25 protein-coding genes are annotated in these 24,635 nt (G+C 71.5%); 12 read left to right on the forward strand and 13 right to left on the reverse strand.

Annotated features, from left to right (window positions below; translation table 11 throughout):
• The first annotated feature begins 154 nt into the window (after window positions 1-154).
• Window positions 155-1,120, forward strand: a complete 966-nt coding sequence (locus tag QRY02_RS33365; protein WP_285986779.1) for an ABC transporter substrate-binding protein — start codon at window positions 155-157, stop codon at window positions 1,118-1,120.
• Window positions 1,121-1,135: 15 nt separating this feature from the next.
• Here QRY02_RS33365 and QRY02_RS33370 read toward each other — a convergent pair whose 3' ends face one another.
• Window positions 1,136-1,747, reverse strand: coding sequence for an LppU/SCO3897 family protein (locus QRY02_RS33370; protein ID WP_285986780.1), 612 nt, complete (start codon window positions 1,745-1,747; stop codon window positions 1,136-1,138).
• Between the two features lie 88 nt (window positions 1,748-1,835).
• Here QRY02_RS33370 and QRY02_RS33375 point away from each other — a divergent pair, with 88 nt between their 5' ends.
• Window positions 1,836-3,482: a DNA repair helicase XPB gene (locus QRY02_RS33375; RefSeq protein ID WP_285986781.1), complete on the forward strand. Its 1,647-nt coding sequence runs from the start codon at window positions 1,836-1,838 to the stop codon at window positions 3,480-3,482.
• A 6-nt stretch (window positions 3,483-3,488) separates the two neighbouring features.
• Here the strand turns inward: QRY02_RS33375 and QRY02_RS33380 are convergent, their stop codons facing one another.
• From QRY02_RS33380 to QRY02_RS33390, 3 genes are all read right to left on the reverse strand, one after another.
• Window positions 3,489-3,881 carry an ankyrin repeat domain-containing protein gene (locus QRY02_RS33380; protein ID WP_285986782.1) on the reverse strand — a complete coding sequence of 131 codons (393 nt, stop codon included), beginning with the start codon at window positions 3,879-3,881 and terminating at the stop codon, window positions 3,489-3,491.
• A gap of 77 nt (window positions 3,882-3,958) precedes the next feature.
• Complete coding sequence (locus QRY02_RS33385; protein ID WP_285986783.1) at window positions 3,959-4,603, reverse strand: response regulator transcription factor; 645 nt, start codon at window positions 4,601-4,603, stop codon at window positions 3,959-3,961.
• Window positions 4,594-5,712, reverse strand: a complete 1,119-nt coding sequence (locus QRY02_RS33390) for a sensor histidine kinase (RefSeq protein WP_285986784.1) — start codon at window positions 5,710-5,712, stop codon at window positions 4,594-4,596. Before QRY02_RS33390 ends, QRY02_RS33385 begins: the two co-directional genes overlap by 10 nt.
• 107 nt (window positions 5,713-5,819) lie before the next feature.
• On the opposite strand from QRY02_RS33390, the gene QRY02_RS33395 reads away from it, so the two are divergent.
• From QRY02_RS33395 to QRY02_RS33405, 3 genes are all read left to right on the forward strand, one after another.
• Window positions 5,820-6,476, forward strand: a complete 657-nt coding sequence (locus QRY02_RS33395) for a DedA family protein (RefSeq protein ID WP_285986785.1) — start codon at window positions 5,820-5,822, stop codon at window positions 6,474-6,476.
• A 167-nt stretch (window positions 6,477-6,643) separates the two neighbouring features.
• A complete protein-coding gene (locus tag QRY02_RS33400; protein ID WP_285986786.1) occupies window positions 6,644-7,405 on the forward strand; it encodes a DUF4253 domain-containing protein in 762 nt (253 codons plus the stop codon).
• 831 nt (window positions 7,406-8,236) lie between these two features.
• Window positions 8,237-9,082 carry a DUF72 domain-containing protein gene (locus QRY02_RS33405; RefSeq protein ID WP_285986787.1) on the forward strand — a complete coding sequence of 282 codons (846 nt, stop codon included), beginning with the start codon at window positions 8,237-8,239 and terminating at the stop codon, window positions 9,080-9,082.
• 99 nt (window positions 9,083-9,181) lie between these two features.
• Here QRY02_RS33405 and QRY02_RS33410 read toward each other — a convergent pair whose 3' ends face one another.
• Window positions 9,182-11,971, reverse strand: coding sequence for an AfsR/SARP family transcriptional regulator (locus QRY02_RS33410; RefSeq protein ID WP_285986788.1), 2,790 nt, complete (start codon window positions 11,969-11,971; stop codon window positions 9,182-9,184).
• Window positions 11,972-12,045: 74 nt separating this feature from the next.
• Here QRY02_RS33410 and QRY02_RS33415 point away from each other — a divergent pair, with 74 nt between their 5' ends.
• The 3 genes from QRY02_RS33415 (at window position 12,046) to QRY02_RS33425 (ending at window position 13,780) form a co-directional block, all read left to right on the forward strand.
• Window positions 12,046-12,975 carry an o-succinylbenzoate synthase gene (locus QRY02_RS33415; protein WP_285986789.1) on the forward strand — a complete coding sequence of 310 codons (930 nt, stop codon included), beginning with the start codon at window positions 12,046-12,048 and terminating at the stop codon, window positions 12,973-12,975.
• A gap of 84 nt (window positions 12,976-13,059) precedes the next feature.
• Entirely contained in the window at window positions 13,060-13,275 is a 216-nt protein-coding gene (locus QRY02_RS33420) for a PspC domain-containing protein (RefSeq protein WP_285986790.1), read from the forward strand.
• Window positions 13,276-13,447: 172 nt separating this feature from the next.
• Window positions 13,448-13,780, forward strand: coding sequence for a hypothetical protein (locus QRY02_RS33425; protein WP_285986791.1), 333 nt, complete (start codon window positions 13,448-13,450; stop codon window positions 13,778-13,780).
• Window positions 13,781-13,834: 54 nt separating this feature from the next.
• Here QRY02_RS33425 and groL read toward each other — a convergent pair whose 3' ends face one another.
• The 5 genes from groL to QRY02_RS33450 all read right to left on the reverse strand — a co-directional run bounded on the left by groL (window position 13,835) and on the right by QRY02_RS33450 (window position 18,853).
• Complete coding sequence (gene groL / locus QRY02_RS33430) at window positions 13,835-15,463, reverse strand: chaperonin GroEL (RefSeq protein ID WP_155540626.1); 1,629 nt, start codon at window positions 15,461-15,463, stop codon at window positions 13,835-13,837.
• Between the two features lie 228 nt (window positions 15,464-15,691).
• Entirely contained in the window at window positions 15,692-17,170 is a 1,479-nt protein-coding gene (locus QRY02_RS33435) for a serine/threonine-protein kinase (protein ID WP_285986792.1), read from the reverse strand.
• 64 nt (window positions 17,171-17,234) lie between these two features.
• Entirely contained in the window at window positions 17,235-17,441 is a 207-nt protein-coding gene (locus QRY02_RS33440; protein WP_003085446.1) for a cold-shock protein, read from the reverse strand.
• Between the two features lie 111 nt (window positions 17,442-17,552).
• Complete coding sequence (locus QRY02_RS33445) at window positions 17,553-18,176, reverse strand: AIM24 family protein (protein ID WP_285986793.1); 624 nt, start codon at window positions 18,174-18,176, stop codon at window positions 17,553-17,555.
• Entirely contained in the window at window positions 18,176-18,853 is a 678-nt protein-coding gene (locus QRY02_RS33450; protein ID WP_285986794.1) for a TIGR00266 family protein, read from the reverse strand. The genes QRY02_RS33445 and QRY02_RS33450 overlap by 1 nt, the downstream gene beginning before the upstream one ends.
• A 73-nt stretch (window positions 18,854-18,926) precedes the next feature.
• Here QRY02_RS33450 and moeA point away from each other — a divergent pair, with 73 nt between their 5' ends.
• A complete protein-coding gene (moeA, locus tag QRY02_RS33455; protein ID WP_285986795.1) occupies window positions 18,927-20,120 on the forward strand; it encodes a molybdopterin molybdotransferase MoeA in 1,194 nt (397 codons plus the stop codon).
• On the opposite strand, the gene QRY02_RS33460 is transcribed toward moeA, so the two are convergent.
• Together QRY02_RS33460 and QRY02_RS33465 are read right to left on the reverse strand one after the other, a co-directional pair.
• Window positions 20,074-21,327: an MFS transporter gene (locus tag QRY02_RS33460; protein ID WP_285986796.1), complete on the reverse strand. Its 1,254-nt coding sequence runs from the start codon at window positions 21,325-21,327 to the stop codon at window positions 20,074-20,076. The genes moeA and QRY02_RS33460 overlap by 47 nt on opposite strands.
• Window positions 21,324-21,887: a winged helix-turn-helix domain-containing protein gene (locus tag QRY02_RS33465; protein ID WP_285986797.1), complete on the reverse strand. Its 564-nt coding sequence runs from the start codon at window positions 21,885-21,887 to the stop codon at window positions 21,324-21,326. Before QRY02_RS33465 ends, QRY02_RS33460 begins: the two co-directional genes overlap by 4 nt.
• A gap of 72 nt (window positions 21,888-21,959) precedes the next feature.
• Between QRY02_RS33465 and QRY02_RS33470 the strand changes: the two genes are divergently transcribed.
• The gene (locus tag QRY02_RS33470; protein ID WP_285986798.1) at window positions 21,960-22,250 is read left to right on the forward strand and encodes a GlsB/YeaQ/YmgE family stress response membrane protein; all 291 of its coding nucleotides are present in this window, start codon (window positions 21,960-21,962) and stop codon (window positions 22,248-22,250) included.
• 40 nt (window positions 22,251-22,290) lie between these two features.
• On the opposite strand, the gene QRY02_RS33475 is transcribed toward QRY02_RS33470, so the two are convergent.
• Window positions 22,291-22,518 carry a hypothetical protein gene (locus tag QRY02_RS33475; RefSeq protein WP_285986799.1) on the reverse strand — a complete coding sequence of 76 codons (228 nt, stop codon included), beginning with the start codon at window positions 22,516-22,518 and terminating at the stop codon, window positions 22,291-22,293.
• 248 nt (window positions 22,519-22,766) lie between these two features.
• Between QRY02_RS33475 and QRY02_RS33480 the strand changes: the two genes are divergently transcribed.
• A complete protein-coding gene (locus QRY02_RS33480; RefSeq protein WP_285986800.1) occupies window positions 22,767-23,492 on the forward strand; it encodes a phosphatidylserine decarboxylase in 726 nt (241 codons plus the stop codon).
• 3 nt (window positions 23,493-23,495) lie between these two features.
• A complete protein-coding gene (gene pssA / locus QRY02_RS33485) occupies window positions 23,496-24,446 on the forward strand; it encodes a CDP-diacylglycerol--serine O-phosphatidyltransferase (protein WP_013230288.1) in 951 nt (316 codons plus the stop codon).
• Window positions 24,447-24,635: the final 189 nt, after the last annotated feature.

Here is a 24,635-nt window from a genome sequence, read left to right on the forward strand (position 1 = left end):
CGGATCGAACGACACCTCGAACCTACTGAACGGTAGCCCGCCCCATGAAGATCCGAAAGCCGCGCTGGCACGATACGGCCCTGCCCGCGATCGTATGGGGCGCGGACCATACGATCCAGCACGAGAACCAGATTCTCGCGGTAGGTGAAGGTTCATGATCAGACGCGGACGGTTGATTCCGCTGGTAGCGGCGCTCCTGGCGACCGCGGGGTGCAGCGTGTTCTCTTCCGGCACCCCCGCGGCCCCGCCGCCGCTGGAGCGGACCACCCTGCGCGTCGGTGTGGGCAACGCCATCGACACGGCCCCGCTGCGGATCGCCGTCGCGGCCGGGAAGTTCGGCTCCGCCGGACTGAACCTGCAGCTCGTGGAACTCGGCGCCGACGACGGGCTCGCAAAACTGGCCGCCGGCGACCTCGACGTCACCTTCGCCTCCGACATCGCGATGTTCCGCGCCGCGGCCGGCGGGACGGCGTTGCAGCTGCAGGGCGAGGCCTACACCGCCGGCCCCAACACGATGGCCCTGGTCACACTGCCGGACTCGGACTACACCGTGCCGACGGCGAAGCGGTCGCCGAAGATCGCGGTGAACATGCTCGACGACATCGGCGCGCTCGTCGCGCGTTCGGTGCTGGTCACCGCGGGCGTGGACCAGGCGAAGATCAAGTTCACGGCCATTCCGTTCGACCGGATGCCGCAGGCGCTGCAGGCGGGCGACGCCGACGCCGCGTTGATGATCGAGCCGTACATCACCCGCGCCGAAAAGGACCTCGGCGCGCACATCCTGGCCGACGGCGCCCGCGGTTCGACGCTCGACTTCCCGCTCTCCGGCTACGCGGCGGCGAAGCCGTTCGCGCAGGCCAACCCCCGCACCCTCCGGGCGTTCCGCACCGCGCTGGGCACGGCTCAGCAGAGCGCGACGGACCCGGCGATCGTGCGTGACGCGCTGCCGAAGTTCTCCGACATCGACACGACGACAGCGGCGCTGATCTCGCTCGGCTCGTACCCGGCGTCGCTCAACGGCATCCGGTTGCAGCGCGTCGCCGACCTGATGCACAACTCCGGGCAACTGGCGAACCGCCTCGACGTCCAGAGCCTGCTCCCGGAGCGGACCGGATACTGAGGGTGACGGGTCCGGTCAGATGTTTTCCCCGGTCTTGATCAGGCACACCGTGCGGGACGGCGGGCCGGCGTAGCTGAACACGTCGTCGGCGCCTTCGCACTTGTCGTCGCGGCCGAAGCCGGAGAGGATCTCGACGCGCTCCTGCGCCGCCGGGTCGGTGCAGGAGACCTTGCCGATCGTGCTCTCGTCGTCGACGTCGCGCAGGCAGTCACCGGCCTTGACGTTCAGGGCCAGGCAGAGTGTCTGGCCGGTGCCCGAGCCGAGCCGGAACCGCACGTAGTCGCCGGAGGCGCACGTGATGGTCCCGCGGTAAGTGTTCTCGACCTTGTACGTCGCGTTGTTCGCGGAGCAGCCGACGCGGTGGTAGGCGAGCTTGCCGGCTCCCTCGCGCGTCAGGTACAGGCAGTCGCCGTTCGACGGCGGCCCGCTGCGGTCGACCCAGTAGACGCCCATCGCGCCCAGAACGCCCAGGCCCAGCGCGGCGACGACGCACGCGACCAGCGTGATCCGCACCTTCGTGGTGAACCAGTGCGGAATCGGCTGCGGCCCCGGTACCGGCGGCATCGGCGCGGGCTGCGCGTAGCCCGGCGACCGGAACGGGTTGTCGTCGAACGGTGGTGTGGTCAACGTGCCCTCCAGTGATCCCCTCGGCAAATCGTCCCACCGGCGACCCGCGACGGGGGCGGGCCGGAGCGAGCCACGTATAACAGTAGTTGTGACTGATGGCCCGCTGATCGTCCAGTCCGACAAGACCGTGCTCTTGGAGGTCGACCACCCCCAGGCCGGTGACGCGCGCGTCGCGATCGCCCCGTTCGCCGAGCTCGAACGCGCGCCGGAGCACGTCCACACCTACCGGATCACGCCGCTGGCCTTGTGGAACGCGCGTGCCGCCGGCCACGACGCCGAGCAGGTCGTCGACGCCCTGACCACGTACTCGCGCTTCCCGGTGCCGCAGCCGCTGCTGATCGACGTCGTCGACGTCATGGGCCGGTTCGGGCGGCTGCAGATCGCCAACCACCCCGCGCACGGGCTCGTCATGTCGACCACCGACCGCGCGGTGCTGGCCGAGGTCGTCCGGAACAAGAAGATCAGCCCGATGCTGGGTGCCCGGATCGACGAGGACACCATCATCGTGCACCCGTCCGAGCGCGGGCGGCTGAAGCAGGCGCTGCTGAAGGTCGGCTGGCCGGCCGAGGACCTGGCCGGGTACGTCGACGGCGAAGCCCACCCGATCGCCCTGGACGAGCAGGACTGGCACCTGCGCGACTACCAGCGGATGGCCGCGGAGGCGTTCTGGGCGGGCGGCTCGGGCGTGGTCGTGCTGCCGTGTGGCGCCGGGAAGACGCTGGTCGGCGCGGCGGCGATGGCTCGCGCGCAGGCCACGACGCTGATCCTGGTGACGAACACGGTCGCCGGCCGGCAGTGGAAGCGCGAGCTGATCGCGCGGACGTCGCTGACCGAGGAGGAGATCGGCGAGTACTCCGGGGAGAAGAAGGAGATCCGGCCGGTCACCATCGCCACCTACCAGGTGATCACCCGCAAGACCAAGGGCGAGTACCGGCACCTGGAGCTGTTCGACTCCCGCGACTGGGGTCTGGTCGTCTACGACGAGGTTCACCTGCTGCCGGCACCGGTGTTCCGGATGACGGCGGACCTGCAGTCGAGGCGGCGCCTCGGCCTGACGGCGACGCTGGTGCGCGAGGACGGCCGCGAGGGCGACGTGTTCTCGCTGATCGGCCCGAAGCGCTACGACGTGCCGTGGCGCGACATCGAGGCGCAGGGCTGGATCGCCCCGGCGGAGTGCACCGAGGTCCGCGTGACGCTGACCGACGCCGAGCGGCTCGAGTACGCCACGGCCGAGGCCGACGAGCGGTACAAGCTGGCGGCGACGGCGTTGACGAAGACCCCGGTGATCAAGTCGATCGTGGCCAAGCACGCGGGCGAGCCGACCCTGGTCATCGGCGCGTACCTCGACCAGCTGGAGATGCTCGGCGACGAGCTCGACGCCCCGGTGATCCAGGGCGCGACCCGCAACAAGGAGCGCGAAGAGCTGTTCGACAAGTTCCGCCGCGGCGAGATCAAGACGCTGGTGGTGTCGAAGGTCGCGAACTTCTCGATCGACCTGCCGGAGGCCTCGGTGGCGATCCAGATCTCCGGCACGTTCGGCTCGCGGCAGGAGGAGGCCCAGCGGCTCGGGCGATTGCTGCGCCCGAAGGGTGACGGGCGGCAGGCGCACTTCTACTCGATCGTCTCCCGCGACACGGTGGACACGGAGTACGCGGCGCACCGGCAGCGGTTCCTCGCGGAGCAGGGCTACGCGTACCACATCGTGGACGCGGACGACCTGCTCCGGCCGCTCTGAGCCCGTTCAGCCGACGTCGGTGAAGAACTTCTCGACGTCATAGTTCGCGACGAGCCGCGCCAGGCCGGCCGGCGTCTGCCCGGAGGTGTTGGCCTGGCGCGGGTCGGCGCCGTGCCGCCGGAGCAGCTCGATGAGGTCGCCACGGCCTCGGTAGGCGAACACCGCCGTGAACAGGGGCGAATTCCCGTACCCGTTGACCGGATCGACCCGGGCGCCCGCATTCAGCAGCACCGTGGCCACCTCGAGGTTCCCCTGCTGCGCGGCGAAGTGCAGTGGGGTGAAGCCCTGATGGTCGCCCACGTCGGGATCGTGCCCCGCGGCGAGCAGTGCCCGCGCCTGCGCACCGTTGCCGTCCAGTGCGCAGTAGTGCAGCTCGGATCGCCCGTACCGGTCGACCACGTTCGCCCCCTTCGATCCAGCGGGTCATCTTGCCGTAGGGCTCCTGCCGGCCGACGGCTCTGGCCGGCGGCGGCCGGTCACGAGTCCAGGTAACGCAGGACGGCGAGCACCCGGCGGCTGTAGCCGGCCCCCTGGAGCAGGTCGAGCTTGTCGAAGATCGCGTTCGCGTGCTTCTCGACCGAGCTCTGCGAGAGGTACAGCACCTGCGCGATGCTCGCGTTCGTGTGGCCCTGCGCCATCTTCTCCAGGACGTCTCGCTCGCGCGGGGTCAGCCGGCCCAGCGCGTCCTCGTGGGACGTGCGGGCCACCAGCCGCCGCACCACTTCCGGGTCGAAGGCGGCGCCGCCTCCGGCGACCCGCTCCAGGGCGTCGAGGAACTCACCGACCTGAGCCACGCGATCCTTGAGCAGGTAGCCCACGCGGCCGCGGTCGCCGCTGATCAGCTGGGCGGCGTACCGCTTCTCGACGTATTGGGAGAGGACGAGCACTCCGGTTCCCGGCCACTTCTCCCGGATCTCGAGGGCGGCACGCAGCCCTTCGTCGGTGTGGGTCGGCGGCATCCGCACGTCGGTGACGACGACGTCGGGCCGCTCCTGCTCGGTGGCCGCGATGAGTGCTTCACCGTCGCCGACCGCGGCGACGACGTCGTGGCCTTCCTCGGCCAGCAGCCGCACCAGGCCCTCACGCAGCAGCGTCGAGTCCTCGGCCAGGATCACCCGCATGGCAGCGCCGCCCGCACGACCGTCGGGCCGCCGATCGGACTGTCCACGCTGAACTCCCCGTCCGCCGCCGCCACGCGCCGCGCCAGCCCGCTGAGCCCGCCGGTGCCGACGGCCTGTGCACCACCCGAGCCGTCATCGCCGATCTCCACCACCATCTCCCGGCCGAGGAGGCGGACGTCGATCGTGATCCGCGTCGCGCCGGAGTGCTTGGTCGCGTTGGTGACGGCCTCCGACGCCACGAAGTAGATGACGGTGGCCACCTGGAGCGAGGGTTTCCACAAGGACAACGAGTACCGCACCTCGACCGGGATCGTCGCTCGTTCGGCCAGGGACTCGAGAGCGGTGTCGAGACCGCCTTCGTCGAGCGCGATCGGATACACGTACCAGGCGACCTCGCGCAGCTCCCGCAAGGCCTCCTGCACTTCCTCGTGGGCCTGCCGGACCAGTTCGGTGTTCCCGGTGCGCCGGGCCCGGCCCAGCAGCATGCCCAGCGCGACGAGCCGTTGCTGCACCCCGTCGTGCAGGTCGCGCTCGATGCGGCGGCGTTCACCGTTCACCGCCTCGACGACTTCCGCGCGGGTGCTGAAGAGGTACGACATCCGGCGCTCCACGATCGTCCGGAAGCTCGGGCCGAGGAATCGCTTGGCCAGCCACTGGTCCAGCGCGGCGACGCCGGCCATGCCCTGCAAGCAGAGGAACACCGCGAGCGCCGCGAGCGCGGCGACCAGTAGCCAGCCGGCGACCGTTCCGGCACCCTGCCCACCGGGTGCACGTCCGGTGACCAGCTGCCGTCCGTAGAACACGGCCGTCACGACCCCGCCGGCGAGGCACGCCCAGACGCCCAGCCCGAGCAGGCCGACGAGGATGCGCGGGAAAAGGTACTGCAGCGCCCGGCGGCCGTCGTAATCGTCATCGTTGTAGTTGTCAAAGAACCGGTCCAGCCGAACGCGTTCGACTTCGGTGAGCTTCCGGGCGCCGCGCAGGACGGCCTCGCGCGTCGCGGGAACGACGAGCAGGGGCGCACTCAGCAGGACGTACAGCACCTCGGCGATCGCGGTGAGCGCGCCGAGGCCGACGCCCGCTGTGGTGCGTGCAGCCCAGATGATCACGACTTCAGGTTAGCGAGCGCGGGATCTTTCGGTATTGCGGTTTTCCGCAATGTTTCCGGGTGGTGTTCAGCAATGTGCTCCCGCCCGGGAATTCCTACGTTCGAGGCATGGACTTTTTGCTGACCACCACTGCCACCTCCGCCGAACCGATGACCGGGCTGGCCGGCTGGGCCGTCGGGCTCATCGACGCGCTCGGCGGGCCCGGCGCCGCCATCATCGTCGGGCTGGACAACCTGTTCCCGCCGATCCCCAGCGAACTGGTGCTCCCGCTCGCCGGGTTTTCCGCGAGCCGGGGCGCGTTCACGCTCCTCGGCGCGCTGTTCTGGACGACGCTGGGCTCGCTGGCCGGCGCGGTGATCGTCTACTGGCTGGGTGCGCTGCTCGGCCGCGACCGCACCCGCGCGCTCGTCGCCCGCGTCCCGCTGATGGACGCCGGCGACTTCGACCGGACGGAGGCGTGGTTCGCCCGGCACGGCGGCAAGGCCGTGTTCCTGGGGCGGATGGTGCCGATCTTCCGCAGCCTGATCTCCCTGCCCGCCGGCGTCGAACGCATGCCGTTCGGCCGGTTCCTCCTGCTGACCACGGCGGGCAGCCTGCTGTGGAACACGGTGTTCGTCGTGGCCGGGTACCTGCTGGGCGAGAGCTGGTCGCTGGTCGACCGGTACGCGTCGGTGTTCCAGTACGCCGTGCTGGCGGCGCTGGCGGTGGCGGCGGCCGTGTTCGTCCTGGTCCGGTTGCGCGCGCGCCGGCCTCGTTCGGCCTAGCGAATCGTCACAGGAACAACTTCCGCCACAGGAGTCGCGAGCAGGCCTCTGACCTGCAGATTCCCTGATTCACTCGAACGGATGAGCGGGCGTGATACTGGAAATTGTCGGACCCTCGAACTACTGTTCGACATGCAGCAACCGAACACAAGTTCGAGGGGACGTCCATGACGATCGCACCGCTCCGCCCCGGTACGCCCGCACCGCCGGTCCAGACCCTCCCACCGGGGTCGTGGCACGGCCGGTTGTGGGTGTCCGACCTGCCGCTGACCCGGCCCGAGCGCTACCTCGGCTGCGTGGCCGAGTTCGAGCGGTCCGGCCTGTGGCCGGTGCTGATCCCCCACGACCAGCGCTTCGCGGCGAACGGCGAGGACTGGATCGACGACCGAGGCAGGCTGGCCCCGGCCGGCCACCGGGTGGCCACGGCCGACCCGGCGGACGCCCTGTCCCGCTGGTGGGACACGTCTTGCTGCAGCGGCGCTTGCCTGAGGCCGTTCGGCGCACGGTTCCCGGGACTGGCCAAGCGCAGCCCACGCAGGTCCGACCCGCTGGCGGAGGCGGGCAACACGGGTTCGATCCTGGCCACCCGAGCCCCGCACCGGCTCGGCCTGGTGCAGACGGAGCGCCCGGCCGACATCCCCGCCCTGCTGGGCTGGACGGGAATGATCAAGTGCACGGACCAGGTGGCGGAGCTGTCGGCGGTGCTGCGCAGCTGGGAGGACAGGTTCGGCGCCACGCTGGTGGTGCTGGGGTTCGACGCGATCGAGTTGTCGGTGGCGGCACCCCCGCGGAACCAGGCCCGGGCGTTGACGGTGGCTGCGGAGCACCGGGCGTTCAGTTTGCCGACGTTCGCGGGCCAGCCGGGGAACCTGCGGGAGTACGCGTCGGGGTTGGTGCAGTCGCGGCACTGGCGGTTTTCCTGGGCGTGAGGGATGGGCTGGCCTTGCGTGGGCCGGGGAGCGGGCCGCGAGCCGGGCCGGGGCCGGGGAGCGGGGCCGGGCTTGGGCTGGGCTTGGCGACCGGGAGCCGGGACCGGGGAGCGGGGAGCGGGGAGCGGGGAGCGAGCCCAGCCGGGGCTGGGGGCCGGGCCCGTGGAGCGGGGCCGGGGCTTAGGGCCGGAGGCCGCGAGCCCCGGGACCGGGGGGCGGGGCTGAGAGCCCGGCGCGGGGCTGAGGCCGGGGCCGTGGAGCGGGGCCAGGGCTTGGTGGCCGGGGCCGCGAGCCGGGACCGGGGGGCGGGGCTGATAGCCCGACCCGGGGCTGAGGCCGGGACCGGGGCTGAGGCCGGGGCAGGGCAGGGGCAGGGGCCGGGGCCGGGGCCGGGGCCGGGGCCGAGCTTGGGGGCCGGGGGCCGCGAGCCGGAGCCGGGGAGGGGGCCGGCGCTTGGGCGGGTCCCGAGCCGAGGCCGGGCCGGGCGTGGGTGGGCCGGGGCTCGAGTGGGCGGCGAGCCGGGAGCCGCGAGCCCCCGGGGCGGGCCGGGAGCGGGGCGCAGCCGGCTTGGCCGCCTCAATCCGCCCCCTGCGTCGCGGTTCGGCCGAGTAGGCCTGCCAAATCTGCGTCCGCGCCGGAACCGGCTGGCATCCGGGGCACCACAACCACACCACCCCTCGGGGAGACCACCACTTGACCCACCACTTCAAAGGCCCCGTAAGACGCGCGTCCGCCAAGTTGGGTCGACTGTCCCAACCTCCGGTCCGCCCGTCCGGCCGCGGGCGTGTTTGGCCGGGCAAGCGAGCGGGAATCACCTTTCGCGGAAAGGCGGTGAGAGCTATCGCCGAGATCCGGATCGGTACCTCTGGGTGGCGCTATCCCCCGTGGCGCGGGGTCTTCTACCCACCCAAGCTCGCGCAACGGCGGGAACTCGAATACCTCTCGCGGCGGATGAACGCCGTCGAAATCAACGGCTCCTTCTACTCCCTCCAGCGCCCTGAGCGCTACCGGGCCTGGTTCGACGAAACCCCCGCCGACTTCCTCTTCGCCGTCAAGGGTGGGCGCTTCATCACGCACATGAAGCAGCTTCGCGACGTCGAGACCGCCCTCGCGAACTTCTACGCCTCCGGTGTCCTCGCCCTCGGTGCGAAACTGGGCCCCTTCCTCTGGCAGCTACCGCCGCGGCTGGCCTTCGATCCCGATCGGCTCGAGAACTTCTTCGCCCTGCTTCCCCGCACCACCACCGACGCCGCCCAACTGGCTACGAAGCACGACGACAAGCTGAAAGGCACGCCCTACCTCGAAGCCGGCGCAAAAAGGCCCCTGCAGCACGCCTTGGAAGTCCGGCATCCCAGCTTCGCCGAGCCCGCCGCCAAGGAGCTCCTGAAAGAACACAGCATCGCCCTCGTCGTCGCCGATACCGCCGGGAAGTGGCCGTTCCTCGAAGACCAGACCGCCGACTTCGCCTACGTCCGGCTGCACGGCGACGAAGAGCTCTACGTCAGCGGCTACTCCGACCAAGCCCTGCGCAAGTGGGCCCGGAAGATCCGGGAATGGCACGACGGCGGACGGCGTGATGTGCACGTCTACTTCGACAACGACGTCAAAGTGGAGGCTCCCCGGAACGCCGAATGCCTCGCCGACCTGCTTGGGGTTGCCCCGATCACGCGACAGTGAGTGGACAGTGAGCGCCGTCGGCTTGGGTGGGCGTGCGGGCCGGACCGGCTTGCGTGCTGCCGCTGGGGGTCGGCACGTGAGCCGTCCGGATCCGGAGGCTCACGCCACGACCAACGCCGCCAGCTTGGCGCGGACGTCGTCCGCGTCCGGGTGACCCAGCTCCGTCAGCAACCGCACCGATCGGAGCCAGCACTCGCGCGCCAGCGCCGCGTCGCCGTGGCGGAGGTGGATCGTGCCCAGCTGGGCCAGCACGTCCGCCGCCTCGTACTGCTCGCCCATGGCGAAGAACATCTCCACCGAGTCGCGGAGGCACGCGATGCCTTCCTCGAGCCGGCCGAGGCCGATCAGCGCCAACCCGCGCGTGTGCTGGGTGAACCGCGTGTCCACCGGCCGCCCGTCCGGGTCGAGGATCGCCAGCGCCGCGTCGGCCAGGCGCAGCGCCTGCTCGTGATCACCCATCGACGTGCAGATGTCGCCCAGCGCCCGCAGCACGCTCGCCTCGAAGTGCCCCAGCCCCAGCTCGCGGACGATCTCCAGCGCCTGCACACCGTGTTCGTACGCCCAGGCGCAGTCTTCGAGGTTGTGCGCCGCCATCGCCAGGTTGTACTGCGCCCGCGCCTCACCCTCGCGCGCGCCGAGCTCGCGCTGGATCGTGAGCACCTGCTCCAGGTAGCGCCGGGACTCGGCGTACTGGCGGGCGACGCCGTTGACGACGCCGAGCCCGCTCAAGATCCCCGCTTCGCCGGGCCGGTGGCCGCTCGCCCGCGCGGCCTCGAGCGCCACCGCGAACACCGACCGCCAGTCGTCGAGCCGCGAGCGCGTCACGAAATAACTCTGCAGCAGCCAGGCGAGCTTCCAGCAGACGTCGTCGCGATCCTGGCGCCGCGCCAGGTGCACCGCGGCGATGAGGTTGCCGCACTCCTCGCCGAACCAGTCCAGTGCCTCGTGGTACGAACCGAACGTCAGCCCGCCCTCGAGGTCGTCGAGCTCCAAGAGCCGGTAGTAGCGCTCCGGCCGCATCAGCCGTGACGCGTTCAGCGCCGACGCCAGGTACCAGCCCAGCAGCCGGTCCAAAGCGGCGTCACGCTGCGAACCCGAGTCCACCTGCGAAGCTGCCTCACCCGCGTACGCCCGGATGAGGTCGTGGAACTGGTAGCGGCCCGGCCGCGGCTGGGCGAGCAGGTGCGCGGCGGCCAGGGTTTCGAGCATCGGCCGGGTCGCGGTGACGTCCAGCCCGGCGACCGCGGCGGCCGCCGGTGCGGTGAAGTCGACGCCGGTGAGCAGCCCGAGCAGCCGCAGCAGGCGGGCCGTCGACGGCTGCAGTGCCTGGTAGGAGTAGGAAAACACCGACCGGATGTTGGTGCCTTCGCCGTCGGCGAGGTCGAACGAACCGAGCAGATCGCTGTCGAGGGAGCCGACGAACTCGTCGAGCGGCAGGTCGGGGAACTGCGCCGCGCGCACGGCGAGGATCCGGATCGCCAGCGGCAGCCCGCCGCAGTAGCGCACGAACCGCTCGGCCGCCGCCGGATCGCGGGCGACCCGGTCGAACCCGATGGTCGACGCCAGGAGCGCGACGGCGTCCTCGTCGCCGAACTCCTCCAGCGCGATCCGGCGCGCGCCGTGCGTCGCGACGAGCGCACGCAGCTGCCAGCGGCTGGTGACCAGCACCAGGCAACCCGGCCCCGGCAGCAGCGGGCTCACCTGCTCGGTGCGGTTGGCGTTGTCGAGCAGGACCAGCAGCCGCCGCCCGGCCGTGTGCGTCCGCCAGCTCGCCGCGCGGCCGTCGAGGTCGCCGGGGATCGCCTCGCACGGCACGCCGAGCGCGGTGAGCATGGCCTCCAGCGCCGCCGCCGGCTCGACCGGCTCGCCGGGTCCGTAGCCGCGCAGGTTGAAGTAGACCTGCCCACCGGGGAACCGGTCGGCGATCTCGTGCGCGAAGTGCACCGCCAGCGTCGTCTTGCCGATGCCCCCCATGCCTTCGACGGACGCGATCGGCGTCGACGTGCCGGCGTCGGCCGCCTCCGGCAGCAGCGCGTGCAACGCCTTGAGGTCGCACTCGCGCCCGGAGAAGGTCCGCAGGTCGGCGGGCAGCTGGTGCGGCACCTGCGGATCGACGCCGAGCCGGTAGCGCGCCAGCGCGGGGGCGGTGTCGCCGTCGGCACCGGTGAGGATCGCCTGGCGGGTGCGCTGCAGCGACGGCCCGGGGTCGAGCCCGAGCTCGTCGGCCAGCACGTCGCTGATCCGGCGGTGCACCGCCAGCGCCTCGGCTTGGCGGCCCGACCGGTACAGCGCGATCATCAGCTGCTCGTGCAGCCGCTCCCGGAGCGGGTTCTCCCTGGTCAGCCGGGCCAGCTCGGGGACGACGGTGCCGTACTCGCCGACGTCGAGCAGCGCGTCCGCCCACTGCTCGCGCACGCGCAGCCGTTCCTCGGCCAGCTGCCCGGCCTCGTCGCGGTGCAGCGCGTCGGACTCGACGTTCAGCAGCGCCGGGCCGCGCCACTGCCCGAGCGCCTCGGCGAAGTGCGCGGCCGCCCGGCGGCTCTCGCCGCGGTCCATCGCCGCCTTGCCGCGGACGGCCAGCGCGCGGAACCGGGTCAGGTCGAGCAGGTCGTCGTCGAGCTCGATCAGGTAGCCGCCGCTCTCGGTGCGGATCGCGACCTGGTCGCCCAGCGCCCGGCGCAGGCGCAGCACGTACGTCTGGAGCGCGCCCTTGGACCGGCGGCGGTCGTCGTTCCACAGCCAGCGGCCCAGCTCGTCGACCGGCACGACCCGGTTCGCGCGCAGCAGAAGGCCGGCCAAGACGATCAGCGGCCGGCTGCCCCCGAGCGGTACCGGGCGGCCGTCGGCCGTGACCTCGGCCGGACCCAGCACGCGGAAATCGAGGACCACGGAGTCATTCTGACCGGAAACGCGCAGTTCGGCACTTGTTTGCCAAACCCGGGGCGGTGGCATGATCGGCCTCGATGAAGGTCTACGCGATCCCCCTGCGCACCCGGTTCCGCGGCATCACCGTCCGTGAGGGCGTGCTGCTGCACGGCCCCGCGGGCTGGGGCGAGTTCTGCCCGTTCGCCGACTACTCCGACGCCGAGAGCGTGCCGTGGCTGCGGGCGGCGCTGGAGGCGACCGAAGCCGGCTGGCCCGCGCCGGTCCGCGACCGGGTCGAGGTGAACACGACGGTGCCGGTGGTCGGCCCGGAAAAGGCGCACGAGCTGGTCCGCGCGTCCGGTTGCCGGACGGCGAAGGTGAAGGTCGCCGACCCGCGCGTCTCCCTGGCGGACGACTGCGCGCGGGTCGAGGCGGTCCGCGACGCGCTCGGCCCCGGCGGGGCGATCCGCGTCGACGCGAACATGGCGTGGGACGTCGACACGGCGGTGCGCGCGATCGCGGACCTCGACAAGGCGGCGGGCGGCCTGGAGTACGCGGAGCAGCCGTGCCCGTCGATCGAGGACCTGGCCGCGGTCCGGCGCCGGGTGGACGTCCGGATCGCCGCGGACGAGTCGATCCGCCGCGCGGAGGACCCGCTGAAGGTGGCGGTCGCCGGAGCGGCGGACATCGCGGTCCTGAAGGTCGCCCCCCTCGGCGGCGTCCGGCGGGCGCTGGAGGTCGCCGAGGCGTGCGGGCTGCCGTGCGTGGTGTCCTCGGCGGTGGAGACGAGCGTGGGCCTGGCCGCGGGCCTGGCGCTGGCCGGCGCCCTCCCCGACCTCGGATTCGCTTGTGGACTGGGCACGATTTCGCTTCTGACCGGCGACGTCTGCGCGGAACCACTGTCTCCTGTGGACGGATACCTCCCGGTCCCGCGGCAGGCCCCGGTACCCGCGGAGGCGTACGCGGCCCCGCCCGAGGTCGAGGCGGCTTGGCGGGATCGGCTGGCCCGGGTCACCGCGCTGGCCTGAGTGGTTTCCCCGAGGGCGAGTTCAGGGTCGGGGTCCGGGCCGTTCCCGATGTGGGCGGTGCCCCCGCCGGGCGAACATTGAGCCATGACGAACAGCGTGTACACCCCGGAAACCAAGAAGGTCCGCCGCAGCCGTACCGACAAGATGCTCACCGGCGTCTGCGGTGGCTGGGCCACCTACCTCGGCATCGACGCGAACGTCCTGCGGCTCGGGCTCGTCGCCGCGGTCTTCCTGTCGGTCGGGATCGCCATCCCGGTCTACATCGCCGCCGCGATCCTGACGCCCGAAGAAGACTCCTGAGCGAGGGCGGGCGCCCGTTCGCAGGGGGAACCGGCGCCCGCCGGATGACGGGGGTGCACAGGGGAACGGCCCGGACGCCAAGGGGACGTCCGGGCCGTTCGGCCGATACGGCTGGGCCGAGCGGCCCAAAACCACGCCGCGAATCCCGTTCGAGGGGTTAGGGTTCGCGGCTGTGGATCACGGAAGTACCGCCGGCCGGACGGCGGCGAAGGTCGTCGTCGGGATCGTGGGCGGGTTGTACCTGATCGCGGGGCTGGGGCTGACAGCGTTCGCCGCCTACACCGTTCTCGCCTCCGGTGACACCGACGGTGTCAAGGCCGCCAAGTTCGTGCTCTACACCGCCGCGGGGCTGGCGATCTGGGTCATGCTCACCGGGATCGGCGCGATCGTCGTCGGGCTGGAAGCGGACCGGAAGAGCACCGCGTGGCTCGGCGGCCTCGGCGTGCTCGCCCTCGGCGTTGTGATCGTCGGTGCTTACGCTGTCTGGTTCTTCACCAAGCCATAAAGAAAAGCCCGGCCCGCCGAAGCGGACCGGGCATTCCCGGTGAAGCGGCCGAACTCAGAAGTCCATGCCACCCATGCCACCGGACGGGTCGGCGGGAGCGGCCGAAGCCTTCTCCGGCTTGTCCGCCACGACGGCCTCGGTGGTCAGGAACAGCGCCGCGATGGACGCGGCGTTCTGCAGCGCGGAGCGGGTGACCTTGGTCGGGTCCGGCACGCCGGCGGCGAGCAGGTCCTCGTAGACACCCGTGGCGGCGTTGAGGCCGTGGCCCTGCGGCAGGCCCTTGACCTTCTCCACCACGACGCCGCCCTCGAGGCCGGCGTTGATCGCGATCTGCTTGAGCGGGGCCTCGACGGCCACCTTGACGATGTTGGCGCCAGTGGCCTCGTCGCCCTCGAGCTTCAGGCCCGCGAACGCGGCTTCGGCGGCCTGGATCAGGGCCACGCCACCACCGGCGACGATGCCCTCTTCCACGGCGGCCTTCGCGTTGCGCACCGCGTCCTCGATGCGGTGCTTGCGCTCCTTGAGCTCGACCTCGGTCGCGGCGCCGGCCTTGATGACGGCCACGCCGCCGGCCAGCTTCGCGAGCCGCTCCTGCAGCTTCTCGCGGTCGTAGTCCGAGTCCGAGTTGTCGATCTCGGCGCGGATCTGGTTGACGCGACCCTGGATCTGGTCGGCGTCGCCCGCACCCTCGACGATGGTCGTCTCGTCCTTGGTGATGACGGCCTTGCGGGCCTTGCCCAGCAGGGACAGGTCCGCGTTCTCCAGCTTGAGGCCGACGTCCTCGGAGATGACCTGGCCACCGGTCAGGATCGCGATGTCCTGCAGGATCGCCTTGCGGCGGTCACCGAAGCCCGGGGCCTTGACGGCGACGGACTTGAAGGTGCCGCGCATCTTGTTGACGATGAGGGTGGCCAGGGCCTCGCCCTCGACGTCCTCGGCGATGATCAGCAGCGGCTTGCCGGACTGGATGACCTTCTCCAGCAGCGGCAGCACGTCCTTGACGGTGGAGATCTTGGAGCCGAAGAGGAGGATGTACGGGTCCTCGAGCTCGGCTTCCTGACGCTCCGGGTCGGTCACGAAGTAACCGGAGATGTAGCCCTTGTCGAAGCGCATGCCCTCGGTGAGCTCGAGCTCGAGACCGAAGGTGTTGCTCTCCTCGACGGTGACGACGCCTTCCTTGCCGACCTTGTCCAGCGCCTCGGCGATCAGCTCACCGATGGTGCGGTCGGCGGCCGAGATCGAGGCGGTAGCAGCGATCTGCTCCTTGGTCTCGATCTGGACGGCGGCCTTGTGCAGCTGCTCGGTGATGGCCTCGACGGCCGCCTCGATGCCGCGCTTCAGGCTGATGGGGTCGGCGCCGGCCGCGACGTTGCGCAGGCCTTCCTTGACCAGGGCCTGGGCGAGCACGGTGGCGGTGGTGGTGCCGTCACCCGCGACGTCGTCGGTCTTCTTGGCAACTTCCTTGACGAGCTCGGCCCCGATCTTCTCCCACGGGTCTTCGAGCTCGATCTCCTTGGCGATGGAGACGCCGTCGTTGGTGATGGTCGGCGCGCCCCACTTCTTTTCGAGCACGACGTTCCGGCCCCGCGGGCCGAGGGTCACCTTGACGGCTTCGGCGAGGATGTTCAAGCCACGCTCGAGACCGCGGCGGGCGTCCTCGTCGAACGCGATCAGTTTGGCCATTGCGGTGTGGTCCTCCGGTATTGGGCGCCACCGCCGCGCTGTGGTTCTTGCAGCGGCGGCAGCAGGACTCTTTCCTCGGCCAGGCTCGGTGCCCGCGACGGACGACTGGACCCGGGTGGGGGCCAGCCTCACCGTCCCGACCTTTGGCACTCGACGGCGTCGAGTGCCAGGTTCGTGTTTAGCACTCTCGGGGGGAGAGTGCAAGAAGACCTGCTCAGCGCCGCACGATCAGTTGCCCGGCTTGATGCTGATCGACGTCGGGGGCGCGTTGAGCGACGACGAAGGCGCGTTGGTTTGCGAGCCGCCCGGGCCGACCGGGATGTTCGGGGCCGTCGTCTGGCTGCCGCCACCACCGCTGCCGCCGTCACTGAAGAGGAAGATCGCGCCCACGACCAGGCCCGCGACGACCACCAGGCCGAGAACGAGGAAGATCCACTTCTTGCCGCCGCTGCTCTTCGGCTGGTGGAACGCGCCCGCGCCGCCGGCGGGCATCGGGGGACGCAGCCGCATCGGGTCGCCGGGCGGGCCGTAGCCGGGCGGCGGCCCCTGCGGCGGCATGCCCTGCTGCTGCGGGTAGCCGTAGCCCGGGGGCCGACCCTGCGGCGGCATCCCCGGCGGAGGTCCCTGCTGCGGGTAGCCGTAGCCCGGAGGCGGCCCCTGCGGCGGCTGGCCTTGCGGACCCTGCGGTCCGGGCCCCTGGCCGAAGCCGGGCTGCTGCTGTCCTCCGTACGGGTGCACGGGGGCCCCCTCTCCCTGCGGTGCGCTGTTCTGGTGCGGCCCTTGTTGTACCTGACCAGCACGCTGCGGCGCGGGGATTCCGCCCGAATGGGAGCCCGGCGGGCCCGGCGGGGTGTCCGACGTCGCCAGCGGGCCGAGCGCGCGGCGCGCGGCCGCGACCATCTCGACGCAGCTGGCGTAGCGGTCGGCCGGGTTCTTGGCCATGCCGCGCCGGATCACCTCGTCGATCGCCGGCGGCAGCGCGACGGCGCGGGAGATCGCGGGCGGCTCGCCGTTGAGGTGTCCCTTGATCACCGTCGGGACGTCGCCCTTGAACGGCGGGCTGCCGGTGAGGCAGGCGTAGAGGACGCACGTCAGCGCGTACTGGTCGGTGCGCCCGTCCAGCGGCTCCCCGCGCAGGTGCTCGGGGGCCGCGTACGTGGGCGAGCCGAGGAAGTCGCCACCGCGCGTCCGGTGCCCGGTCGCGCCGCGCCGGGTCAGCCCGAAGTCGGCGACGTAGACGTGCTCGCGCGAGGTCTCCTTCTTCGTCACGAGCACGTTCGCCGGCTTGACGTCGAGGTGGACCAGACCACGGTTGTGCAGCGTGTCGAGGGCGTCCGCGACCTGGTCGAGCATCGTCAGGGCGCGCGAAGGGGCGATCGGGCCGCCGGAGATCAAGCCGGCGAGATCACCGCCGTCGACCATGCGCATGGCGATGTAGAGCATGCCGTCGAGCTCGCCGAAGTCGTACAGCGGCACGACGTTGGCGTGGTCGATCGCCGAGGTGTTGCGCGCCTCGTCGACGAACCGCTCGCGGAACTCGGCGTCGGCCCCGAGGTGGTCACCGATGACCTTCAGGGCCACCTTGCGGCCGAGCCGCACGTCCGTGGCCTTGTAGGTCACACTCATGCCGCCTTTGCCGAGCACTCCGTCGATGCGGTAGTTGCCCAGCCGGCGACCGGTGAGGTCCCCCGACACATCGCCTGTCACGCCCGCAGCCTAACGCCCCTGGTTCGGCGTCTGCCGGGGGTTCACCGATCACCTGACAGGCGTGTTACGAAACCTTCCGCACGTCGGCTGCCTGGCTACGACCGTCGCGGCCGGACTGCACCTCGAACTCGACGCGGTCGCCTTCGTCCAAAGTGCGGAATCCTTCGGACTGGATGGCCGAATAGTGGACGAACACGTCCGGCCCCTCCGTGGATTCGATGAACCCGTAGCCTTTTTCCGAGTTGAACCATTTGACGGTGCCGACAGCCACGGCGCCCTCCCTCAGCACAAAGGATCCGCTGGCCCGAGCGGATGCCAGCGGCGGAGTGCCAATCACGCTACCGGAATTATTCCCCTCGGCAATGGGCAATTCGTCCGAAGATCACGAACCCGAAAGGCGTCGGTTCCGCGCGTGCACGAGCACCGTCCCGGGACCCGCGAAGTCGATCGCGAGCCCTTCGCCGGTGCGCAGCGACTGCGGGCCGCCCGGATCGAGGGCCCGCAACCGGCACTGGACGGAGTCCGGGTAGGCCAGCAGGTAGTCCGGCCGGACCGTGACCAGCTCGCCCTTGCCGAGCTCGAACGCGTCCACCGGGCCCGGCGCGGCCAGCACGAGCGGCCCGGTCCCGCTGTAGTGCTCGAGGAACCCCGAATCCGCGCCGAAGAGCTGCTGCAGCGGCACCCAGCCGGTGTCGTGCCGGACCGACGACGGCCGCACCAGCACCGCGTCGCGGTGCACCGACCAGCCCGTGCCGCCGCCCACGTCGAGCGGGTAGACGTCGCCGGGGCGCAGCGGCGCGAAGTCGATCCAGCCGCCGTCGGACGGCGCGGTGTAGAGGACCGTCGTGCTCTTGCCCGCGCGGACGCCGCCGCGGCCCGCCGGCGTCTCGGTGACCCCGAACCGGCTGGCGAGCAGGGTTTCCGGCGCGGCCCGCACGGCCTCGCCCGGGTCGAGCAGGACGCGGGCGACGCCGAACGCGGGTGTGTGCCGGGTCTGGACGCGCATCAGCGTGACGGGACGTGGGAGACGATCCAGCTGATCAGCGCGGACGGGTTGCGCGTCTGCGTCATGATCTGGCCGGGGCCGACGAAGTCGAAGACCAGGCCTTCGCCGCTCTTCATCGACTGGATGATGCCCTGGGCGACCTTCCGGATCTGGTACTGCACGGTGTCGGCGTACGCGACGACGTGCCCGGTGTCGATGGTCACCATCTCGCCCTGCTGCAGGGTGATGGTCTCGACCGCGCCGTAGCAGCTGACGAGCAGCTGGCCCTGGCCGGTGGCGTGGGTCAGGAATCCGCCCTCGCCGCCCATCAGGTTCTTCATCCCGCCCCACTTGGTTTCGGTTTGCACGCCGTGCGACGACGCGAGCCAGCAGCCGCGGGTGACGGCCCAGCCGGTGCGGCCGTCGAGGGGGATCACCTGGATGTCGCCGGGCAGGTTGGCGGCGACGTCGACCCAGCCGCCGTTCGGCGGCGCGGTGAAGGTGGAGATGAAGAAGGACTCGCCGGACAGGAACGCGCGGCCGAGGCCCTTCATGATCCCGCCCTGCGCCTGCGACTGCACCTGCACGCCGTAGCTGGTGGCCATCATCGCGCCGGACTCGACCTGGCACGGCTCGCCGGGCGCCAGCATCAGCCGGGCGACGGCGAACGAAGGCTGTTGACGGATTCCGACCTGCATGCGTGCTCCCCTGAGGCGTGCCTGTGACGGGGCAGAGTCTTGCATGCGCCGTGAACCCGGGGAGGATGGTCCGGTGATCTCCGTCGACGACTACCGCGACCGCGTCGCCGCGCTCCTCGGCACGGCTCCCGCGACCACGCTGCCCCTCGCCGCGGCGGCCGGCCTCGTCCTGGCCGAGGACGTCCGCGCCGGCGTCTCGCTGCCGCCCTTCGACAACTCCGCGATGGACGGCTACGCGGTCCGAGCCGCCGATGTCGAAGCCGCTCCGGTGACCCTGCCGGTCGCCGACGACATCCCGGCGGGCCGGGTCGACGTCCGGCCGCTCGAGCCGGGCACCGCGCACCGGATCATGACCGGGGCGCCGCTGCCGCCCGGCGCGGACGCCGTCGTGATGGTCGAGGACTCCGACGGCGGCACCGAAACGGTGACGTTCTCGGCGCCCGCTCGCGAAAGCGCGCACATCCGGCGCACCGGCGAGGACGTCGTCGCCGGTGACGTCGCCCTGCACGCGGGCACCGTGCTGGGCCACTCCCAGCTGGGCCTCGCCGCCGCGGTCGGCCTCGCCGAGGTGCGGGTGCACCGGCCGCTGCGGGTGCTGGTCGCCTCGACCGGCACCGAGCTGATCGACGCGCCGGCCCCGCTGCGCCACGGCCAGATCTACGAGTCCAACAGCGTGATGCTCGCCGCGGCGATCCGCGGTCTCGGCTGCGAGGTCGAGGTCGTCCGCAGCGTCGTCGACGACGTCGGCGAGTTCCGGAAGGTCATCGAGCCGAAGCTGGCCGGCGCCGACCTGCTGGTCACCTCCGGCGGGGTCAGCGCGGGCGCCTACGAAGTGGTGAAGGACGCACTGACCGGCCAGGGCGTCGAGTTCGCGAAGGTCGCGATGCAGCCCGGCGGGCCGCAGGGCAGCGGGCGCTGGCACGGCGTGCCCGTGGTGGCGCTGCCCGGCAACCCGGTCAGCGTGCTGGTGTCCTTCGAGGCGTTCCTGCGCCCGGCGATCCTGGCGGCGCTGGGCCACACCGACGTCACACGACGGCGCGTGCGCGCCCGGCTGACCGAGGCGATGAGCTCGCCGGCCGGGCGCCGCCAGTACCGCCGGGGCGTGTTCACGCCGTCCGACCGGGAGGTCACCGGGATCGTCGGACCGCGCGGCGGCCCCGGCTCGCACCTGCTGGCCGCGTTCACCCAGGCCAACTGCCTGATCGTGCTCGGAGAGGACGTCACATCGGCAGCGCTTGGGGAAGAGGTGGACGTCCTGCTGCTCTGACCGGGAAATCCCGCAGCTTCCAGTAGGGCGCGAGCAGCGGCAACGCGAGGATCAGCATCCCCGCGGCCACCCAGAGCGTCTCGCGGATGCCGATCGCTTCGCCCAGCACGCCCCCGAGTACCCCGGCCAGCGGGATCGTGCCGTAGTTGACGATCGACATGCTGGAATTGATCCGGCTGAACAGCTCGGGCGGGGAATACTGCTGCCGGAACGTCGTGACCAGCACGTTCGCAGCGACGACGCCGGCGCAGACCCCGAACAGCGCGAGCACGAACGGCACCAGGCCCCAGCCCGGCTCGCTCAGCGGCCCGAGCAGCAGCATCGGCGCGGCGAAGCCCTCGCACAGCAGCCACGCGCGCGCGGCGCCGAAGCGCGCGGCGAGCCGTCCGGCCGCAGCCGCGCCGAGCACTCCGCCCGACGCGGCCAGCGCCAGGACCAGCCCAACCAGGCCGGGAGCGGCGCCCAGCGTGCGGGACAGGAAGACGATCTGGATCGAGCTGTACCCGGTGAGGGCGAGGTTCGAGACAGCGCCGAAGGTCATCAACGACCGCAGGTACCGATCGCGCACGACGAACCGCAGGCCCTCGGCGATCTGGCTGCGCATCGACGTCCGCGGCCGCGGGGCGACGGTCTCGCGAGCCCGGATCGCCCGCACGCACAGTACGGAGACGCCGAAGCTGACCGCGTCGGCCAGGATGCCGCTGACCGGGCCGAACACCTGGGCCAGCAGCCCGGCCAGGCCCGGTCCGGCGACCTGGGTCGCGGACTCGCTGCCGTGCAGCTTCGCATTCCCCTCGAGGAGCTCGTCCTCGCCGACGATGGCCGGCAGGTACGCGCGGTAGGCGAGGGTGAAGAACACCTTGGCGACCCCACCCAGCAGGGCCGCGGCCAGCAGGTACGGCATGGTCAGCGCCCCGAAGGCGGCCACGACCGGGACGCTGCCGAACACCGCCATCGAGACGGCGTTGCAGACCTGCATCACCGGGCGCTTCGGCAGCCGGTCGACCCAGGCACCCGCCGGCAGGCCGATCACCAGCCACGGCAGCCAGGCCACCGCCGTCAGCAGGGCGACCTGGAAGGTGCTCGCCTGCAGGGTGACCACCGCGACCAGCGGCAACGCCGTGCTCGCGACCATGCTGCCGAGCATGCTCGTGGTCTCGCCGGTCCAGAGCAGCCGGAAGTCCCTGTTCCCCCAGAGCCCCTTCACGGCTGGCCCAGCGAAGCCCGCGCGGCGAAGAAGACCGGACGGCGCTCGACGCCGTCGTCCGGCGGGGTGCGGTCCCGGTACTCGGCGAGCACGGCGACGATCCGGTCGTTCAGCTCGTCCAGTTCGGCGACCGACAGCCGGGCCCAGCCGTCGATGCTGAACAGCGCGCCCCGCCACTCCCTGGGGTAGGTCTCCCGCTTCGCCAGCCACTCGCGGGCCACCGTGTGCTGGTAGTTGAGGGTCAGCGCCTCGGCGGTTTCGGCGATCGGGTCGCCGGGGAAGTCCTGGGCGCCCCACTTGATGGCGCTGGAGGTCCGCCGCCACCACCGTTCCCTGCGGTCACGGGCCAGCTCGGCCGCCTCCTCGACGAGTTCGCTGGCCGCCAGCACCTTGAGGTGGTGGCTGATGTTCCCGACCGCTTGATCGGTGCGCGCCGCGAGCGCCGACGCCGTCGCCGGGCCGTCGAGGTGCAGCAGGTCCAGCAGGCGCCGCCGCAGCGGGTGCGCGATGGCCGCGAGCGCCTTCGAGTCGCGGATCTCACGGACGTTCTTCTCTTCCATGACGCACAAGACTAGTTGCACAAGAACTCTTGTGCAATACCGCTTGTACGTCTGCTCCCGTAAGCTTCGGCCATGGGTTTCGTCGCATGGGTGATCTTCGGCGCGATCGTCGGCTGGGTCGCGAACCTGGTCGTCGGCGGACGGGAACGGCCCCGGCAGGGTTGCCTGGTCAGCGTGCTCGTCGGAGTCGTCGGCGCGGCCCTGGGCGGGCTGGTCTACCGGCTCGCGACCCGCCAGACGAGGACGTTCGACTTCGGCTTCGACTTCCCCAGCTTCGGCGTGGCCATCCTCGGCGCGGTCGTGCTACTGGCGATCCTGCGGCTCGCGCGCGGCTTGGCGCGGCGCCCGAGTGACCGTTGGTAACTTTTGCTCCACTGAACAGTGATCAACGGGCCGCCGGACGTTAAACTGCTCCTTCACGCGCATCTCCCGGTGGCCGGGTGCGTGCGCCGTCGGGGGGCGGATGCACCCGGCCCCTCTTCCCCTCTTTCTTCTCCTTCGCTTCGATGACGACGTCCACCGCGCACATCGGGTCGACGAGCGACGGCACGGGCACCTCGTCGATCTCCCGACGCCACGCGCCCAGGAGCTCGCGAAGCCGGGCTTCGGCGGGATCGCGGCGGTCGGTCATCGGTCCTCACAGATCACGCGGGGCAGCGCCCCGAACGGCGGCAACTACTCAGAGTCGTCGGTGAAATCGACTTTCCGTTACGACTCGGCGATCTTTCCCACCCGCTGCGGTGACCCCCTCCAGGAGGAGTCCGGCAGGGGCGCGCGGACACGCTCACCTGGGGCAGCGGTAGCGTGGGGGCGCCCGTACGCGGCTGCCGGACCCCCGGCGCCGACAGTTCTTCCGACACGAAATCAGGGGACCCGACCATGAGCGGCACCCGGCCGGATTCCGCCGGCAACCCCGTCGCCCACGCCCTCCAGCTCGCCCGCGAGACGCTGCCGCCGATGCACCCCGCCGGTCGCCCGTTCGTGGCGGGCGGCGTCGCCGCGACACTGCTCGCGCGCCGGTTCTCCAAGCGCCTCGGTGTCCTGGGCGCGCTGACGACGGTGGCCATGGCCGCGTTCTTCCGCGAGCCGAAGCGGGTTCCGCCGCCGCGTGACGGCGTCGCGCTCGCCTCGGCTGACGGTCTCGTGTCGCTGATCGAGGAAGCCGTCCCGCCCGCCGAGCTGGGCCTGCCCGCCGAGCCGCGGATGCGGGTCTCGGTGTTCCTCTCGGTGTTCGACGTGCACGTCCAGCGCGTGCCGGCGAACGGCGTGATCGAGCGGGTCGCCTACCGGCCGGGCAAGTTCCTGTCCGCCGACCTGGACAAGGCGAGCGACGACAACGAACGCAACTCCGTGCTCATGCGCACCGAAGACGGCCACGAGCTCGTCGTCGTGCAGATCGCCGGGCTGGTCGCGCGCCGCATCCTCTGCGAGATCCGCGAGGGCGACAAGGTCGGCGCCGCTTCGACGTACGGCATCATCCGGTTCGGCTCGCGAGTCGACCTGTACCTCCCGCCGGGCTCGACGGTGCTGGTCAGCAAGGGCCAGCGCACGGTCGGCGGCGAGACGGTCATCGCCGAGCTCCCTGCCGCGCCCGCGAAAGGCTGATCGATGGTCCGCGTGACCACCCCGGGCGTCCGGCTGCTGCCGAACGCCATCACCGTGCTGGCGCTGTGCGCGGGCCTGTCGGCCGTGCAGTTCGCGCTGACCAAGAACTACGCGATGGCGATCGCCTCGATCGGCATCGCGGCGGTGCTCGACAGCCTGGACGGCCGGATCGCCCGCCTGCTCGACGCGACGTCGAAGATGGGCGCGGAGCTGGACTCGCTGTCCGACGGCATCTCGTTCGGCGTCGCCCCGGCGCTGGTGATCTACGTGTGGCAGACCGGCGCGGACCGGATCGGCTGGGTGGCGTCGCTGATCTTCGCCGTCTGCATGATCCTGCGGCTGGCCCGGTTCAACACGCTGCTGGACGACACCGAGCAGCCGCCGTACGCGAGCGAGTTCTTCGTCGGCGTCCCGGCGCCCGCGGGCGGCCTGCTGGGGATGCTGCCGCTGGTGGCGTACCTGCAGTGGGGCGAGGGCTGGTGGTCGTCGCAGTACGTCGTGTGGGCGTGGACGGTCGCCATCGCGGCGCTGCTGATCAGCCGCATCCCGACGCTGTCGCTGAAGACGGTCAAGGCGCCGCCGAAGGCGATCGCGCCGCTGCTGCTCGGCGTCGCCCTGCTGGCGGCGGCGATCATCCAGTTCCCGCTGGTCGCGCTGCTCGCGGCGATGGTGCTGTACCTGGCGCACATCCCGTACTCGATCCACCGGCACCGCTGGCTGGCGGCGCACCCGGAGGCCTGGACGGTCCCGCCGAGCGAGCGCCGCGCCATCCGCCGGGCCCGCTCCCCGCGCCGCCTCGGCCTGCGCCGCCCGCTGCGCCGCCGGGTCGCGGGCGCGGCGATGCGCGCGGTCCGCCTCCCCCGCGAAACCGTCCGGACCCCGCGCGTCACCTCGGAGAACGGCAACGGCCAGCGCCGCCGCTCCTGGCGCCAGATCGGCCTCCGCCGCAAGTAAGCCCCGCCGTGTCGTCCGCCCAGGTACGCGAGTTCGCCATTCCGGTACCGGCTCACGTGCGATTCGGCCGGTGTCCCGTGTGACCCGAGAGGCATTAGCCGTACCTGGACGGACGACACGCGTACTCAGACGGACGACACGCGTACCTGGGTGGACGACTCGGGTACCTGGGTTGGTTCGCGTGTCCTC

The sequence above is a fragment of the Amycolatopsis sp. DG1A-15b genome, assembly GCF_030285645.1.
GTDB lineage: Bacteria > Actinomycetota > Actinomycetes > Mycobacteriales > Pseudonocardiaceae > Amycolatopsis.

What these genes read in the sequence shown, in the direction of transcription:
- QRY02_RS33450 (WP_285986794.1), bottom strand. Translation starts at nt 18,853, where the DNA reads ATGCAGGTCGGAATCCGTCAACAGCCTTCGTTCGCCGTCGCCCGGCTG.
- QRY02_RS33470 (WP_285986798.1), top strand. Translation starts at nt 21,960, where the DNA reads ATGGGTTTCGTCGCATGGGTGATCTTCGGCGCGATCGTCGGCTGGGTC.
- QRY02_RS33395 (WP_285986785.1), top strand. Translation starts at nt 5,820, where the DNA reads ATGGACTTTTTGCTGACCACCACTGCCACCTCCGCCGAACCGATGACC.
- QRY02_RS33445 (WP_285986793.1), bottom strand. Translation starts at nt 18,176, where the DNA reads ATGCGCGTCCAGACCCGGCACACACCCGCGTTCGGCGTCGCCCGCGTC.
- QRY02_RS33400 (WP_285986786.1), top strand. Translation starts at nt 6,644, where the DNA reads ATGACGATCGCACCGCTCCGCCCCGGTACGCCCGCACCGCCGGTCCAG.
- pssA (WP_013230288.1), top strand. Translation starts at nt 23,496, where the DNA reads ATGGTCCGCGTGACCACCCCGGGCGTCCGGCTGCTGCCGAACGCCATC.
- QRY02_RS33465 (WP_285986797.1), bottom strand. Translation starts at nt 21,887, where the DNA reads ATGGAAGAGAAGAACGTCCGTGAGATCCGCGACTCGAAGGCGCTCGCG.
- QRY02_RS33385 (WP_285986783.1), bottom strand. Translation starts at nt 4,603, where the DNA reads ATGCGGGTGATCCTGGCCGAGGACTCGACGCTGCTGCGTGAGGGCCTG.
- QRY02_RS33475 (WP_285986799.1), bottom strand. Translation starts at nt 22,518, where the DNA reads ATGACCGACCGCCGCGATCCCGCCGAAGCCCGGCTTCGCGAGCTCCTG.
- groL (WP_155540626.1), bottom strand. Translation starts at nt 15,463, where the DNA reads ATGGCCAAACTGATCGCGTTCGACGAGGACGCCCGCCGCGGTCTCGAG.
- QRY02_RS33365 (WP_285986779.1), top strand. Translation starts at nt 155, where the DNA reads ATGATCAGACGCGGACGGTTGATTCCGCTGGTAGCGGCGCTCCTGGCG.
- QRY02_RS33415 (WP_285986789.1), top strand. Translation starts at nt 12,046, where the DNA reads ATGAAGGTCTACGCGATCCCCCTGCGCACCCGGTTCCGCGGCATCACC.
- QRY02_RS33420 (WP_285986790.1), top strand. Translation starts at nt 13,060, where the DNA reads ATGACGAACAGCGTGTACACCCCGGAAACCAAGAAGGTCCGCCGCAGC.
- QRY02_RS33480 (WP_285986800.1), top strand. Translation starts at nt 22,767, where the DNA reads ATGAGCGGCACCCGGCCGGATTCCGCCGGCAACCCCGTCGCCCACGCC.